The organism is Cedecea sp. FDAARGOS_727 (assembly GCF_012273235.1).
GTDB lineage: Bacteria > Pseudomonadota > Gammaproteobacteria > Enterobacterales > Enterobacteriaceae > Cedecea > Cedecea davisae.
In genome coordinates this window covers 3051940-3067894 of sequence record NZ_CP050966.1, presented here as the reverse complement: position 1 = coordinate 3067894, position 15955 = coordinate 3051940, and the positions used below count along the sequence as shown (strand labels likewise).

At 51.3% G+C, this 15955-nt stretch carries 17 protein-coding genes and 1 pseudogene; 15 read left to right on the top strand and 3 right to left on the bottom strand.

Annotated elements, in window-relative coordinates:
• Positions 1-106: 106 nt before the first annotated feature.
• A complete protein-coding gene (ahpC, locus tag FOC35_RS14565) occupies positions 107-670 on the top strand; it encodes an alkyl hydroperoxide reductase subunit C (RefSeq protein WP_008460202.1) in 564 nt (187 codons plus the stop codon).
• Positions 671-750: 80 nt separating this feature from the next.
• A complete protein-coding gene (ahpF, locus tag FOC35_RS14560; RefSeq protein WP_172569286.1) occupies positions 751-2319 on the top strand; it encodes an alkyl hydroperoxide reductase subunit F in 1569 nt (522 codons plus the stop codon).
• 82 nt (positions 2320-2401) lie between these two features.
• Here the strand turns inward: ahpF and cysS are convergent, their stop codons facing one another.
• The gene (cysS, locus tag FOC35_RS14555) at positions 2402-3787 is read right to left on the bottom strand and encodes a cysteine--tRNA ligase (protein ID WP_172569285.1); all 1386 of its coding nucleotides are present in this window, start codon (positions 3785-3787) and stop codon (positions 2402-2404) included.
• 174 nt (positions 3788-3961) lie between these two features.
• Here cysS and ppiB point away from each other — a divergent pair, with 174 nt between their 5' ends.
• The 5 genes from ppiB to mnmH all read left to right on the top strand — a co-directional run bounded on the left by ppiB (position 3962) and on the right by mnmH (position 8118).
• The gene (gene ppiB, locus FOC35_RS14550) at positions 3962-4456 is read left to right on the top strand and encodes a peptidylprolyl isomerase B (RefSeq protein WP_172569284.1); all 495 of its coding nucleotides are present in this window, start codon (positions 3962-3964) and stop codon (positions 4454-4456) included.
• Positions 4456-5178, top strand: a complete 723-nt coding sequence (lpxH, locus tag FOC35_RS14545) for a UDP-2,3-diacylglucosamine diphosphatase (RefSeq protein ID WP_172569283.1) — start codon at positions 4456-4458, stop codon at positions 5176-5178. Before ppiB ends, lpxH begins: the two co-directional genes overlap by 1 nt.
• A gap of 138 nt (positions 5179-5316) precedes the next feature.
• A complete protein-coding gene (gene purE / locus FOC35_RS14540; protein WP_172569282.1) occupies positions 5317-5826 on the top strand; it encodes a 5-(carboxyamino)imidazole ribonucleotide mutase in 510 nt (169 codons plus the stop codon).
• Positions 5823-6893: a 5-(carboxyamino)imidazole ribonucleotide synthase gene (purK, locus tag FOC35_RS14535; protein ID WP_172569281.1), complete on the top strand. Its 1071-nt coding sequence runs from the start codon at positions 5823-5825 to the stop codon at positions 6891-6893. The genes purE and purK overlap by 4 nt, the downstream gene beginning before the upstream one ends.
• Before the next feature lie 127 nt (positions 6894-7020).
• A complete protein-coding gene (mnmH, locus tag FOC35_RS14530) occupies positions 7021-8118 on the top strand; it encodes a tRNA 2-selenouridine(34) synthase MnmH (RefSeq protein ID WP_172569280.1) in 1098 nt (365 codons plus the stop codon).
• On the opposite strand, the gene FOC35_RS14525 is transcribed toward mnmH, so the two are convergent.
• Positions 8108-9313, bottom strand: a complete 1206-nt coding sequence (locus FOC35_RS14525) for an MFS transporter (RefSeq protein ID WP_172569279.1) — start codon at positions 9311-9313, stop codon at positions 8108-8110. The two genes, mnmH and FOC35_RS14525, sit on opposite strands and share 11 nt — an antisense overlap.
• 372 nt (positions 9314-9685) lie before the next feature.
• On the opposite strand from FOC35_RS14525, the gene FOC35_RS14520 reads away from it, so the two are divergent.
• Together FOC35_RS14520 and FOC35_RS14515 are read left to right on the top strand one after the other, a co-directional pair.
• Positions 9686-10165, top strand: a complete 480-nt coding sequence (locus tag FOC35_RS14520; RefSeq protein WP_172569278.1) for a hypothetical protein — start codon at positions 9686-9688, stop codon at positions 10163-10165.
• 149 nt (positions 10166-10314) lie between these two features.
• Entirely contained in the window at positions 10315-10833 is a 519-nt protein-coding gene (locus tag FOC35_RS14515) for a CbrC family protein (protein WP_172569277.1), read from the top strand.
• Positions 10834-10980: 147 nt separating this feature from the next.
• Here the strand turns inward: FOC35_RS14515 and FOC35_RS14510 are convergent, their stop codons facing one another.
• Positions 10981-11514 carry a hypothetical protein gene (locus FOC35_RS14510; protein WP_172569276.1) on the bottom strand — a complete coding sequence of 178 codons (534 nt, stop codon included), beginning with the start codon at positions 11512-11514 and terminating at the stop codon, positions 10981-10983.
• A 676-nt stretch (positions 11515-12190) separates the two neighbouring features.
• Between FOC35_RS14510 and FOC35_RS14505 the strand changes: the two genes are divergently transcribed.
• The 6 genes and pseudogenes from FOC35_RS14505 to FOC35_RS14480 all read left to right on the top strand — a co-directional run bounded on the left by FOC35_RS14505 (position 12191) and on the right by FOC35_RS14480 (position 15946).
• A complete protein-coding gene (locus FOC35_RS14505; protein WP_254065289.1) occupies positions 12191-12604 on the top strand; it encodes a hypothetical protein in 414 nt (137 codons plus the stop codon).
• Positions 12604-14166, top strand: coding sequence for an S-type pyocin domain-containing protein (locus tag FOC35_RS14500; protein ID WP_216845764.1), 1563 nt, complete (start codon positions 12604-12606; stop codon positions 14164-14166). Before FOC35_RS14505 ends, FOC35_RS14500 begins: the two co-directional genes overlap by 1 nt.
• Before the next feature lie 4 nt (positions 14167-14170).
• A complete protein-coding gene (locus FOC35_RS14495) occupies positions 14171-14617 on the top strand; it encodes a hypothetical protein (RefSeq protein WP_172569274.1) in 447 nt (148 codons plus the stop codon).
• Positions 14618-14692: 75 nt separating this feature from the next.
• On the top strand, positions 14693-15136 hold the full coding sequence (locus tag FOC35_RS14490; protein ID WP_172569273.1) for an S-type Pyocin family protein: 444 nt from the start codon (positions 14693-14695) through the stop codon (positions 15134-15136).
• Positions 15133-15599 (top strand): annotated as a pseudogene (locus FOC35_RS14485) (DUF6392 family protein). Before FOC35_RS14490 ends, FOC35_RS14485 begins: the two are co-directional and overlap by 4 nt.
• Before the next feature lie 191 nt (positions 15600-15790).
• Positions 15791-15946, top strand: a complete 156-nt coding sequence (locus FOC35_RS14480; protein WP_172569272.1) for a hypothetical protein — start codon at positions 15791-15793, stop codon at positions 15944-15946.
• Positions 15947-15955: the final 9 nt, after the last annotated feature.

Genomic DNA, 15955 nt, shown 5'->3' with positions numbered 1-15955 from the left:
ATATCATCTTGTTAGGTAATGCCTCTTGATTCGATAAAACCTACCCATTAGAGCCTGAACCAAAACTTCGTTACCTTAGCCCCATCGCAAAACGGAGGAAGTTCAGATGTCTTTAATCAATACTAAAATTAAACCTTTCAAAAACCAGGCTTTTAAAAACGGCGAATTCGTAGAAGTCACGGAAAAAGACACCGAAGGACGCTGGAGCGTATTCTTCTTCTACCCGGCTGATTTTACCTTTGTATGCCCTACCGAACTGGGCGACGTGGCTGACCATTACGAAGAACTGCAGAAACTGGGCGTGGACGTTTATTCCGTCTCTACCGACACCCATTTCACCCACAAAGCGTGGCACGGCAGCTCTGAAACCATCGCTAAAATCAAATACGCGATGATCGGCGACCCAACCGGCGCGCTGACCCGTAACTTCGAAAACATGCGTGAAGACGAAGGTCTGGCAGACCGCGCAACCTTCGTTGTTGACCCACAGGGCATCATCCAGGCTATCGAAGTGACCGCAGAAGGCATCGGCCGTGACGCTTCTGACCTGCTGCGTAAAGTGAAAGCCGCTCAGTATGTTGCTTCTCACCCAGGTGAAGTTTGCCCGGCTAAATGGAAAGAAGGCGAAGCGACTCTGGCTCCATCTCTGGACCTGGTCGGCAAAATCTAAGTTTTACCCGCGTTACCCTCTTTTATTTTACGGCTACTCCTTTTGGTAGCCGTTTTTTCTCGCCACCAGGGAGACTTATCATGCTCGACACAAATATGAAAACCCAACTCAAAGCCTACCTTGAGAAACTAACTAAGCCTGTTGAGTTGATTGCCACGCTGGACGACGGCGCAAAATCTTCAGAAATAAAAGAACTGCTGGCAGAGATAGCTGACTTATCTGACAAAGTTACTTTCACCATTAATAACGCCCTGCCGGTGCGCAAACCGTCATTTTTGATTACCAACCCAGGCTCGAATCAGGGTCCGCGCTTTGCCGGTTCCCCACTGGGTCACGAATTTACCTCTCTGGTGCTGGCGCTGCTCCAGACCGGCGGCCACCCGTCCAAAGAGTCTCAGGATCTGCTGGCGCAAATCCGCGAGATAGACGGTGACTTCCATTTTGAAACTTATTATTCGCTCTCCTGCCACAACTGCCCGGACGTTGTGCAGGCGCTGAACCTGATGAGCGTGCTCAACCCGCGCATCAGCCATACTGCGATTGACGGCGGCGTTTACCAGAATGAGATTCAGGAACGCAACGTGATGGGCGTTCCGGCGGTATTCCTTAACGGCAAAGAGTTCGGCCAGGGCCGCATGACGCTCGCCGAAATCGTCGGCAAAATTGATACCGGCGCGGAAAAACGTGCGGCAGAAGCACTGAACAAGCGTGATGCGTACGACGTGCTGATTGTCGGCAGCGGCCCTGCAGGTGCGGCGGCGGCGGTGTATGCGGCACGTAAAGGCATTCGTACCGGCCTGATGGGCGAACGTTTCGGCGGCCAGGTACTGGATACCGTTGATATCGAAAACTACATTTCGGTGCCAAAAACCGAAGGCCAGAAGCTGGCCGGGGCGCTCAAAGCCCACGTCGATGATTACGACGTGGACGTTATTGATACCCAAAGCGCCAGCAAGCTCATCCCGGCAAAAGCGGAAGGCGGCCTGCACCAGATTGAAACGGCTTCCGGCGCAACCCTGAAAGCCCGCAGCATTATCATCGCGACCGGCGCGAAGTGGCGCAATATGAACGTGCCTGGCGAAGATCAGTACCGCACCAAGGGCGTGACCTACTGCCCGCACTGCGACGGCCCGCTGTTTAAAGGCAAGCGCGTAGCGGTTATCGGCGGCGGTAACTCCGGCGTGGAAGCGGCTATCGACCTGGCAGGCATCGTCGAACACGTCACCCTGCTGGAATTTGCCCCGGAAATGAAAGCTGACCAGGTTCTGCAAAATAAAGTTCGCAGCCTGAAGAACGTAGACATCATCCTGAATGCGCAAACCCTGGAAGTGAAAGGCGACGGCAGCAAAGTGACAGGTCTGCAATATAAAGACCGCGTAACCGAAAGCGTCCACGACGTTGCCCTGTCCGGCATCTTTGTGCAAATCGGCCTGCTGCCGAACACCACCTGGCTGGAAGGCAGCGTGGAGCGCAACCGCATGGGTGAAATTATCATCGACGCGAAATGCGAAACCACCGTGAAGGGCGTATTCGCCGCGGGCGACTGCACCACCGTGCCTTACAAGCAGATAATCATCGCGACCGGCGAAGGCGCTAAAGCCTCCCTGAGCGCGTTTGATTACCTGATTCGCACCTCAGCGCCAGAATAAAGCACCTGCAAATAAGGCCGCGCCACAGCGGCCAGGCATAAAAAAAAGCGGCTCATTGAGCCGCTTTTTCACATTTGAAAACTTACTTACGACGCCACGTTGTCCCACCCGCGCCGTCTTCCAGCACGATGCCCATCTCATTCAGACGGTCACGCGCCTGGTCCGCCAGCGCCCAGTCCTTAGACTTACGTGCATCATTACGCTGTTTGATAAGCGCTTCGATTTCCGCCACTTCGCCATCGTCCGCCTGAGCGCCACCTTGCAGGAACTGCTCCGGATCCTGCTCCAGCAGTCCCAGAATGGCAGACAGCTTGCGCAGCGCCGAAGCCAGGCCGTTAGCCGCATGAATGTCTTCGGTTTTCAGGCGGTTCACTTCACGCGCCATATCAAACAGCACGGAATAGGCTTCCGGGGTGTTGAAGTCATCATTCATCGCCTCGCGGAAGCGGGCTTCAAAGGCTTCCCCCCCTGCCGGAGCAACGCTGCTGTCGGTGCCGCGCAGCGAGGTATACAGGCGCTCCAGGGCGCTGCGAGCCTGTTTCAGGTTCTCTTCGCTGTAGTTAAGCTGGCTGCGGTAGTGGCCGGACATCAGGAAATAACGCACGGTTTCGGCGTCATAATATTTCAGCACGTCGCGCACGGTGAAGAAGTTGCCCAACGATTTGGACATTTTCTCGCGGTCGACCATCACCATCCCGGAGTGCATCCAGGTGTTGACGTACTCGCCGTCATGGGCACAGGTAGACTGCGCGATTTCGTTTTCGTGATGCGGGAACATCAGGTCGGAACCGCCGCCGTGGATATCAAAATGGTTGCCCAGCTCTTTGCAGTTCATCGCCGAACATTCGATATGCCAGCCCGGGCGACCTTCGCCCCACGGAGAAGCCCAGCTCGGCTCGCCCGGCTTGGACATTTTCCACAGCACGAAGTCCATCGGGTTACGCTTCACGTCAACCACGTCAACACGCGCGCCGGCCTGAAGCTGATCCAGATCCTGGCGAGACAGCAAACCGTAATTCGGATCAGTGACCACCGAGAACATCACGTCACCGTTCTCAGCTACATAGGCGTGATCGCGCGCCAGAAGCTGTTCAACAATTTCGATGATTTCCGGAATATGCTGGGTGGCTCGCGGCTCGCTGTTCGGGCGGGAAATGTTCAAGGCATCAAAGTCTTTGTGCATTTCAACCACCATGCGGTCAACCAGGGCGACAAAATCTTCGCCGTTTTCCTGCGCGCGCTTGATGATTTTATCGTCGATGTCGGTGATGTTACGCACGTAGTTCAGCTCATAGCCGAGAGAACGCAGGTAGCGGGCAACCACGTCAAACGCGACAAAAGTACGGCCATGGCCGATATGACACAAATCGTAAACGGTGATACCACACACGTACATGCCTACCTTTCCGGCATGAATAGGTTTGAATTCCTCTTTTTGGCGAGTCAGGGTATTAAATATTTTTAACATCAGGGGATTCCATGTAAGCGTGTGGAAGAATACTCCGGTTATCTTACCCGATAATTTTCCCCGGCGGCAGTCTGCTTTGCATTACTGACTATGATGTAGCGTTATGCTATAACAGCGTGCTGGTACGGCAGCACCGTTTGCCGTCGTACTCTCTGACACTCATAGGATGCAAGCATGGTTACTTTTCACACTAATCACGGCGATATCGTCATCAAAACTTTTGATGATAAAGCGCCGATTACCGTTAAAAACTTCCTGGATTACTGCCGCGAAGGCTTCTATAACAACACCATTTTCCACCGTGTGATCAACGGCTTTATGATCCAGGGCGGCGGTTTCGAACCGGGTATGAAGCAGAAAGCGACCAAAGACACTATTCAGAACGAAGCGAATAACGGCCTGAAAAACACCCGCGGTACGCTGGCTATGGCTCGTACCCAGGCTCCGCACTCTGCAACCGCACAGTTCTTTATTAACGTTGCCGACAACGACTTCCTGAACTTCAGCAGCGAAAGCATGCAGGGTTGGGGCTACTGCGTATTCGCAGAAGTGGTTGAAGGAATGGACGTAGTTGAGAAAATCAAAGGCGTTTCCACCGGCCGCAGCGGTATGCACCAGGATGTACCGAAAGAAGACGTTATTATCGAAAGCGTAACCGTAGCCGAATAATGTCGACCCTGTTTATTGCAGATTTACACCTCTGCTCAGAAGAACCGGCGATTACCGCCGGTTTTCTGCGTTTTTTAGCCGGTGAAGCGCGTAAAGCCGACTCGCTCTACATCCTGGGCGACCTGTTCGAAGCCTGGATTGGCGATGACGACCCGGAACCGCTGCACGGGCAAATTGCCGCCGCCATTAAAGCGCTGGTTGATTCAGGCGTGCCCTGCTACTTCATTCACGGCAATCGTGACTTCCTGGTCGGCAAGCGTTTTGCCAAAGCCAGCGCCATGACCCTGCTGCCGGAAGAAAAGCTGCTCGAGCTCTATGGCCGCAAAGTGCTAATCATGCACGGCGACACGCTCTGTACCGACGATGAAGGCTACCAGGCATTTCGTCGTAAAGTGCATCAACCCTGGCTGCAAACGCTGTTTCTGGCGCTGCCGTTGTTTATCCGCAAACGCATTGCCTCACGCATGCGCGCGGGCAGCAAAGCGGCTAACAGCAGCAAGTCGATGGATATCATGGACGTTAACCCGCAGGCGGTTATCGATACCCTCACCCGGCAACAGGTGCAGTGGCTGATTCACGGCCATACCCACCGCCCCGCCATTCACGAGCTGAGCGCCAACGGGAAACCCGCGTTTCGCTGCGTATTAGGCGCGTGGCACGAGGAAGGTTCGATGGTGAAAGTCACGCCGGAAAACGTCGAGCTGATTCGCTTCCCGTTCTGATCCTGAAACTGTTTTTTTGCCGCATTGTTAACCACGCAACCGTTTTCCTTGCCTCAGGATCGTGCTATTCTCTCAGCCCTTCTGACCGAGCGCACGACGCTCGACGATGTCTGCACACCCACAGGAGTTTTGAGACGCATGTCTTCTGAGCACACCCCGGCGCGTATCGCCATTGTTATGGGTTCCAAAAGTGACTGGGCCACCATGCAGTTCGCCGCTGAAATCCTTACCGCCCTGAATGTCCCTCACCATGTCGAAGTCGTCTCCGCCCACCGCACGCCGGATAAACTTTTCAGCTTTGCCGAGCAGGCCGAGGCTAATGGCTACCAGGTGATCATCGCCGGGGCCGGCGGTGCAGCGCATCTGCCGGGTATGCTGGCCGCGAAGACTCTGGTGCCAGTGCTGGGTGTGCCGGTACAAAGCGCCGCATTGAGCGGTGTGGATAGTCTTTACTCTATCGTCCAGATGCCGCGCGGTATTCCGGTTGGCACCCTGGCAATTGGCAAAGCGGGCGCCGCTAACGCTGCCCTGCTGGCCGCCCAGATCCTTGCCTTACACGATGTCGAACTGAGCCAGCGCCTGGCCTTATGGCGCCAAAGCCAGACCGACGAAGTGCTGGACAACCCGGACCCACGGGGTGAGGCATGAAGCAGGTTTGCGTATTAGGCAACGGCCAGCTGGGCCGTATGCTACGCCAGGCAGGTGAACCGCTGGGCATCGCCGTTTACCCCGTTGGGCTGGACGCCGAACCGGAAGCTGTTCCCTTTGCGCAGAGCGTTATCACCGCAGAAATTGAACGCTGGCCGGAGACCGCGCTAACCCGCGAACTCGCTCGCCATAATGCCTTCGTGAACCGCGATGTCTTCCCGATAATCGCCGACCGCCTGACGCAGAAACAGCTGTTCGACAAGCTCGGGCTGCCAACAGCGCCGTGGCAGCTGCTTTCAGGTAGCGACGAGTGGAACGACGTATTCGGTAAGCTTGGTTCACTCGCCATCGTAAAACGCCGCGTCGGCGGTTATGACGGCCGCGGCCAGTGGCGCTTACGTGCCGATGAAACCGACCAACTGCCGGAAGAGTGCTACGGGGAATGCATCGTCGAGCAGGGCATCAACTTCTCCGGCGAAGTTTCTCTGGTTGGCGCGCGCGGGCACGACGGCAACACGGTGTTCTATCCGCTGACCCATAACCTGCACCAGGACGGCATTCTGCGCACCAGCGTTGCTTTCCCTCATGCTAACGCGGAGCAGCAGCGCCAGGCAGAAACCATGCTTAGCGCCATCATGCACGAGCTGAAATACGTGGGCGTGATGGCGATGGAGTGCTTTATTACTCCGTCCGGCCTGCTGATTAACGAGCTGGCCCCGCGCGTACATAACAGCGGCCACTGGACGCAAAACGGTGCATCCATCAGCCAGTTTGAGCTGCATCTGCGCGCCATTGTTGATTTGCCGCTGCCGCAGCCGGTGGTCAATGCGCCTTCGGTGATGGTTAACCTGATTGGCACCGACCTGAATTATGACTGGCTGAAGCTGCCGCTGGTGCACCTGCACTGGTACGACAAAGAAGTGCGCCCCGGCCGTAAAGTGGGCCACCTCAACCTGAACGACAGCGACACCGACCGCCTGAGCGCCTCGCTCGAAGCGATAGTGCCGCTGCTGCCGCCTGAGTACGCCAGCGGAATTGCCTGGGCTCAGAGCAAGCTGGTGAAGTAAAACCGCACCTCTTCTGACCCTCTAATTTCTTTGGAGGGTCAGACCAATTTCCCACCCTGCCCTTTCCTTTGCCCAACCAGAAGCGCACAATCCCCAACGTTTCGCCGCTTCAGACTAAGGTTATGCCATGGAAAAACGCCCAAACGCGCAGGACTACGACCGCCTGCTGCTCAACGACATCCCGCTTATCGACGTGCGCGCCCCGGTAGAATTCGCTCAGGGAGCCATGCCCGCTGCGCATAACTTACCGCTGATGCTGGACGATGAACGTGCCCAGGTCGGGACATGCTATAAGCAGCAGGGCCAGCAGGCCGCTGTCGAACTGGGGCACCGGCTGGTCAGCGGGGAGTTAAAAGCCAGCCGAATCGCACGCTGGCTGGAAAGCTGCCGCAGACAACCTGAAGGCTATTTGTGCTGCGCCCGCGGCGGAATGCGCAGCCATATCGTGCAGCAGTGGCTGCGGGAAAAAGGCCTGGAGTATCCGCTGGTCACCGGCGGCTACAAAGCCCTGCGCCAGCATGCTATGCAAGTAACAGAAACCCGTTCTCAATGGCCGATGATTATCGTCAGCGGCAATACCGGCTGCGGCAAAACCATCCTTATTCGCTCGCTGCCGACGGGCGTCGACCTTGAAGGCCTGGCGCACCATCGCGGCTCGTCATTTGGCCGCACGATTGTGGAGCAACCTTCTCAGGCAAGCTTCGAAAACGACCTCGCCGTCACCCTGCTCAAAATCAGCCCTGTCGAGCCCACAACGCTGGTTGCGGAAGATGAAGGCCGGATGATTGGTTCCCGCCATATCCCCGAAGCCTTCAGAGAACAGATGCTGCGCTCGCCGATTGTGGCCATCGACGATCCGTTTGAACTGCGGCTGGAGCGCCTCAAAAACGAATACTTCCGGCAGATGATCGAGGCGTTTTTATCCGTCAGCGATGAAGAAAGCGCGTGGCGCAATTACGCCGAGTACCTGCACCACGGCTTGTTTGCCATCCGCCGCCGTCTGGGCATGGAGCGCTTCCAGCAGTTCACCGCCAGGCTAGACGAAGCGCTGCTCACCCAGCGGAAAACGGGTTCCTGCGAAGGCCACCTCGCCTGGCTGTCGCCGCTGCTGAAAGAGTATTACGACCCGATGTACCGCTATCAGCTCAGCCAGAAAGCCGACCAAATCGTCTTCCGTGGAGATTACCAGCAGGTTGAATCCTGGCTGCGCAGCATTAACGATTAGCCGGTTTATCCCCTGCCGTGAGCGCAAGCCCTAACCCGGTCACCGCCAGCCCGACCAGAGGAATGCCAACCGCCCACGGCAGCGTAAACGAAAGCGCGAACAGTGCCGTGCCGGTAGCTGGCCCCACCGATCCCTGTAGATCGCTGACTACCGAAAGCGCCGCCATGTAGGTCGCTCGTAACCGCGCCGGGGCTAATTTATTCACCGCCGTCGGGATCAGCGGGCCAGTCATCATTTGGGATAATGAATACAGGCAGACCGCCATCACCAACGAAACAACGTGCGGGTACGCCAGCAGCAGACCAAATGCGGTGATAAGCGCCGAACCTGCGCTGAGGGTGATAAACAACGGCGAACGCCGGGAAAACAGCTTCGTTAAGGCGAGCTGACCAACCGTGTTAATTACCGCACCAAACGCGAACAGATAGCCGATGCTGGCGGCGCTCATTCCCATTTGATTGCTCGCATACAGCGGCATAATGGCCTCCACCCAGCTCCCGGCCACGCCCAGCAGCAGCACCCACATCAGCAGGACGGCAAGGCGACTATCCCGGAACGCAGGCAGCAGCGCGCTAAACCCTTCTTCGGCATCCTCATCTTCCGCACCAGCGGCTAATGAGCGCGTTTCCGGCAGGCAAATCGTCAGCATCAGGCCACCAGCAACCATCACCGATCCTCCGGCCAGAAAGACATAGCCCAGTCCCTCTTGCACCAGCACCGTACCCAGAAGCGGACCGGCGATTGCACCCGTGCCGGAGAACACTCGCATAACGCTGAACTGACGGCGGTGCTCTGCGGCTGGCGTCGCGTCGGCCACAATGGTGTAGATAGTCGGGTGCAGCACCGATTCAAACAGGCCAATAACGATCAGCACTGCGGCTGCGGCAAAGACGCCGTGCGCAAAAAACAGCGCAATAAAACCTGCCCCGACGCCGGTAGCCGAAATAATCAAAACGGGCCTTCTGCCCACGCGATCGGCAATGCCGCCGATAAACGGCGCGGCCAGCAACTCTCCCCCGGCATAACAGCCGAAAAGCAGGCCAATAAACTCCACCGGAATAGCGGCAGACTGCTGCGCCCACAGCGGGAAAAAGGGAACAATCGCGCCGTCGACCAGGCCGACAATGAAATAGAGGATAAAGCCCAGAACGTGGGGCTTGCGGTACGCAATAAGGGGGGATGTAAACAGTGCCATGATATTACCCAAGTACAATTACCCCGAATGCCGGGGAGAATATGTACGTTGGATAACGTTAACGTTTACGACTTACTGGAAGCTGAAAGGATACTAGCTAATCGTTGGGGAAAGGGCAACTGCGGGTAGAATGATTGAAAAGTAGAAAAGTGGAATAGCCTCGCCTACGAATTTCTTTGCTTAAGACCTTACGTTTACTTCTGTATAGTTTTTCCTGCCAGCTGCCAGCTGCCAGTTCAGGCCATTTGATAGTTGTCCGTGGGAAAGTATTTCAGCAGAATGAGAGCGCTTTAAACGTGACTATTGTTTATTTAGTCCTGGCTCCGGTAGGAGTTATCGACTCACAAAAGAAAGGATGCAGGAGCTCAAGTTATGCGAACTCATCAACTAAATAAGTCCCGCAAACTGTATCGCAGTGTCAACACGACTACACGACATCATTCTAATAATCCAGGTGCTGAGTATCGCTGGGAACGCAATCGTAAAAAAGTTGGAGACGAGCTACAGGCAAAGCGCGAGACAATGCATGGCAGGCAAAAACGTGGCCGGGACTATACGCCATTATTTCACTTTCTGATCAAACAGATTGGAAAACCATGGGATGAAATATTCAGCGAAGTATGTGGGCGCCTTGATACCACTGAGCCTGTATTCTGGTTAGTTGCACTGCATGAGCATCAGAGAAGGGATTTGATCTGCATTGGCGAAAGTAGCTTTTATCCGGGACTGTTTGTTGATGGGAATAGAATTCTGCAACAGGTAAATCTTTCGATTACGGGAAAGGATGTTAAGGTGGCCTGCCGCTGCTGCACACATACTTATATTGGTGAACCTGTGCCCTGGAAAGATTGAGTCACAACACCCCTGTACTGATACGCGTACACCTGCCAGCACAGATGTATTTCGAAGATACTTTCGCGTTCGAAGGTCACAAATCTTTATTTGTGTTATTTTTTCGAGAAAAGAGGTTAATAAGTGCATTGGTAACATAAGGGTTATATATGTCCAGATTTAACTATATGAGCGACAATTACTTAACGACAATATTTACTGAGGATTCATTTACTTGTGACTGCTGTAGGAAAGTTAGCGATTTAAAATATATTGGCCCCCAATATTCCTCGGTTACTAATGATGCCATGCTATGTACTCAATGCATTCAAACTGGCGAGGCTGTTGAATCCGGCTTAGTCAGTTTTTTTAATGAAATAGATCATGAATGTGTTGATGGTAATGTATCAAGTGAGATTTGTTACCGCACGCCAGGTTTCTTTACCTGGCAAGACCAGGAGTGGGCAACGCATTGTAATGATGCTTGTGAATTTCATGGAGATGCTTCCGCTCAAGATATAATCGATGCAGATGAGAAAACCATCCACACCTGGATGGAGAGATATGACCAGAGCAGGAAAGACTGGGAAAGCTTTATGACTGGGTATGCACCCGGAGGTGATCAGGGTGTTTATAAATTCATTTGTAAACACTGTAACGCCATCGTTATTAACTGGGATTTCTCATAGCTTCGACTAAAGAAACAGTCAGTTGAATTGCTACAACTTCAGTCGTGATTTTTTGAGTTCGCGGAAAATTATCAACTTCCACTTCTCGCTTATAGCAATCGCCTTCCCCCACCAGGGGGAAGGCGATTTTCACAATACAACCTAAAATCAATGAACCAAATTCAAAGCCCCGCCCTCGATCATCTTTAACTCACCTTCAGGGGTGCGAACAAACCTCGGCGCTTTTAAATCCTCCACCAGAACAACGAGCAACTCGTACAGCAGCCCGGTCATCTGCTCTTTTTGCTCCGGAGATTCCTGGTGGTTCAGCAGAACGATGGTTAACGCCGCGCAGTATTCGCATAGTGTTTCGGAGTCCGTTGCTATCGGGTTACCGTAGCTGCCGGTTTCGCTCTCTTTTATCGTCAGCTTTTCTATCAGATAGTCCGGCATCGGGGCTTTTAAAACGCTTTTTAATACTTCCAGCCCGGCGAGCAGACGGCCGCATAGCGCCATACTTTCCGTGTGATTTTCGTTTTCAATCAAACTTCCTGCGTACTGCTCGCAAATATCGAGCACCTGGAAGAGATCCATCGCTGCCCCCTGCGGTTTTTCTAGCAGGGTTGCGATATTGCCCGCAAATGCGGGGTCTTGCGGGGTGATTTCAGGGCGAGCCTGTGTGTTACTATCGGCGTTAGCCATAGCGTTACTCCGTGAAGTTACGTTGTGGTTAGCCCCCGTCTGGTGTTCCACCACCATTCGGGGGCGCTTCTTTTTCCGGCCTCGACCGGATTCATCTACTGCTCTTCCCTCCAAGCATACTGGATAGCCACACAGTGGCACAGCTTAAATTTCAGGCAAAAATGCAAACTTCGAGGCGGCTCGCAGGAATAAGGAAACGCTTTGGGGAATGACAAAGAGGAGCTCGTCAAATCGCTGCCACCAATGCTGCCGGCCAAATAAATCCGCTCACGGATGCGTGATTCTTCTCTTTACCAATGGTGTTTTAAAATATCTCAATACACCTTAATACAGAATTAACACTTCTGAATACAGCTCATCTGAAAGATGGCATTCAATCCTTTATCTTTTGAATTTAAAAGCAATAAAAACAACCATGGCATATCTATAATGGTGCTAAAAAAATAAAACTCACATTGTTAATACAACCCAAACTTATAAATAACGACAGATAGTTACCTGAACAGGTAATAATAAAATTCTTTTATTTAAAAATAAGGATCGGCTAATATTACGCCTTCGTAACCACATAAATGACAAGGGAAATGGAATGAACTGTCAATACACCAATGAAATAACCCCGGAACTGCTGGCAAACATGGATCAACCCCCGTTTACTGCGGAACACCTGACCGGGATGGACGAGGGAACGCGTGTTCTGATTGAAGAGCAAAAAGTCTCTTGTCTTAAACATCCGGTCAATTCTATTTATCGCTTAGCGGTAGCGGGTTGCAAAACGCGCCAGAGCGGTACAGGAAAAGAGCATAATGCGGCTTCAAATGAAGGTTTTAAAATTTGTCTGGAAAATGGTCAGTGGGCCAGCGTGCTGACTGAGGGTTGCAGCGTAACTTATCCGGACGGCAGTACGGCAAAAATAATCACCAGTGCCGGAAGTGAGTACAGCATTGAGGGTCTGGGCATTGCGCTGGTTGGCAGCTTGCTGGATAACGGGGATGAGATAATCAGCACACCTCAAAATGTCTCTTTTTTGAAAGGCCGGGAAGGCGTTGCAATGCCATTGGATTTCCTGAACAGTGTTGAGGGGAAATAATGGGCTATCGTCCCGATATAGACGGGTTGGGGCAGGCATTAAGCTGCGATAAGACAACCACAGGCGCCCGCCTTATCACATCGCTTCCCCTTAATCAGGTCAGTATTTTTGGATTTGGTGTTATCAGGCTTGGGGATAAAACAACCCCCTGCCCGAAGTGCGGGAAGGTTGGAAAAGTTGTTGAAAGCGCCAAACAATACCAACGCTCCTTTATGGGGATTCAGGTTGCAGTAGATCGCTGTGAAGTGACGTGTGATTGTCCGCGGGGTAGCAACCGGATAATAGCCCCTTTGGGGCAATGGCTGGGATCTGAGTCCTCTCCTGTGCAAATAGCACAGGAAAAACATGCTGCAATGCTGTTGGTTCGTAAAGCGGAAAAAGAAGCCGAACAAAAACGTCTGGCGGAAGAAAGAGATAGTAACCGTGTCTTTGCCAAATCCTGCCTGCGTGGTGAGGGTTGTAATGATGCCGGAGAAGAGCGGGAACCCCATACCAATTTTGCTTCAATGGCATTTTATCAAGCCATTCCTCCTGCCGATCCTGCCTCTGATAATGATGCCCCGCAGCATGCGCAAACGGCCAGGAAAAAGAAACCTGTAGACGATATTCCCGAGCCCAGAAAGCGAAGCGCTCTGTACAAGTGGTGGTTTGGTAACCATGAGGAAATGGATTATCAGGCTGCAAAAGCTGCGGCCGCGAGTGCCGCCAACGTACAAATGGCAGTGGAAGGCGCCAGCGTCCTTGGCCTGATTGGCGGAAGCGCGATTACGTCGGGGACGTGGGCGGTAAAACTGGGGGAAATGGCGACCGGGCTTGGGAGGGTCGCCACCAGCGGCCCCGGAGCCCCTGTCGCAGCAGTACTGGTGGGAATGATGCCCGGCAGGCTGAATGACGGTGAGCAGGATTTCATCGACCGTATGAGAGCGGAGCAAATGCGCGAAGCACCAAGCCGGGTGCGTTATACATGGGAGCAGGATGATAAAGGCCATCCTGTTCCTCACGGCTGGCATACCCCACCGGGAAAGGACATGGTTCGGGTGCGTAAAATGGAGTGGGATAGCGCCCGAAAGGCGTATACCTTCACCACAGAAGAAGAGCCGGGTATAACGATTATCTGGACACCAGATAACACGGGTGAAAATAAACCGTGGAATACAGGCAACCAGAACCCGGTAAGGATACCGAACCCGGTAGTGGTTGATCCGCTGCCGGAAGTTACTCGTATTGAGGCAACGACCACCCCGGCCCCGGAAGAAAAGAGTTTTGCGGATTATATTCTTATCCTGCCGTTGCCGAATATTCCGCCGATTTATGTTTATCTTAGTACTTCTCTCAAAGGAAAAAATGCGGAAAAAGCAGCGAAAAGACTTGGGTATAACCAGCGTTTAGGGCCTAATAAAGCACCATTCAACTCGCATGGACAACCAGCATTTTTCAATGGGAAAGATTATATAACTCCCGATGTTGACGGGCATAATGTCTCAGATGGGTGGAAGAAGTTTAGTAACAAAGGGGTACGCTTGGGTACATATGATAAAGATTTAAACAGAATTAAAGGATGATAACATGTTCGGAATCTTTACAGAAGATAAAATTATTAAGTCTGAGTTTAATGAAGCTGTATTGCCAGCCTCAATTGTTATAGGGGATTTTAAAGAAGGAATGCAGATTCCCGTAGACTATTGGGATATTAGTCAATACCGTGCTAGTTGGCTTTCCTCTTTAAAAAAGGGAGTTAATGAAAATAATAATTCAATTTTATTTGTTTCTATGTATTATCCTAAAGAGGTAAGTTTTTTATTTTCGTGGATTCTCTATTTTAGAAAAGACAACGTTATTATTCAGAATAAAATGATTTTTTTGGATGAAATAAAAAACTTCTCTTTAGATGAGATAAATACATATTGTGGTGAGTACGAATCGTTTTCAGAGGGTGAAAAAATATCAGAGTGGTATACTACTATAGATGAAGTAAAGAAATTCATTACCTATCTTGAGAGAGTGTTGTCATAGCATGAAAGTAATTAGGTATTTTATATTAAATAGTACAATTTTATTTTCCATAACTCTATTCTGAGTATTTTGTCGTTGCCGAATATTCCGCTGATTTATGTTTATCTGAGTAAGCCACCGGTGGAGTTTTTAGAGGTTGAGCTGTACAGCGATTTTGTTCGGCGCTCTCGCCAGGGAATGTATGAGGCGGATCATATACCCTCGGCAGCAGCTGTTCGGTCATACTATCGACGGCTTTATCCTGATGCTGATGAGAAGGAATTAGAAATGTTGGCAAACGAAGTCGCAGCTATTGTGATTCCAAAAGATGTTCATAGAAAAGTTAGTGAAACATATGGTGGTCGTCATAAACCTGATAAGGTTGAGAGTGATTCTCATAATCTTCGCGCTGCAGCTGATCGAAACTTCGACGTTATAAAACCTGCATTAAAAGGAAACCGTATCACTGAGGAAAAGCTTGAAACAGTTAGAGGTAAAATGCATGAACTGAACGAGAGTATGGGGTTATATAAAAAATGACAGTCAATGTAGAAGCATTAATTCATAGTCTTGGAAAAACCTATAAGGAATTAGTCGATACTGATTTGATTCCATACAAATCAAAACCAACGGGATTTTCTGGATCCGATGTTGTCACGTTAGATATGGTTAAAGAGGGTGTGTTTTTAGCCTTCCATCGTGATACAAAACAGTTCAAAGAATTTACGTTAACATTGCAGGATCAAGAAAAGAAAAATTGGGTATTTCCAAATATATTACCCCCCCTCTCCATTCTCAGATGACTCGCCACTGGATTCATATTGAATTTGGAGAACCAGATAAGGCACTCTCACCAAGAAAAAGAGGGAGAAGAGAAATTGGCTGGACGGAAAGATATTCGTTAGTTGACTTTCATATCCCAGTTTCATTACAAATTGACTATGACCTGAGTGAATATGCAAGGAAGTTAACTTTTCTACCAACCTCAGAACTTCGTTGGTAACCCCCAGTAAGCGACCTTTATTAAGGTCGCTACATTTATATTTCGACACTCCCACGCTTTAAGACAACTGATCCGACAAGAAGGGTTGAGAAATGACAATTATTTATACTGTTGATGCTTTTTAACGTGTAGATGAATTACTCGTCTTTGAAGTTAACATACCTAAAGAAAAACTCCCAGAAATAGCAAAAATGATGTCCTGGACAGATGAATACTATAATGATTTCACTACTGGGATTGGAGGATGGAATCTTACCGGCCAGCAGGTCAAAGCAATTGAGATAATTATAGGAAAATACTTTTTTCAAGATAATTTGGATTTTCAAATTTCAAGTGGAGAAATGTAATCCCGAAAG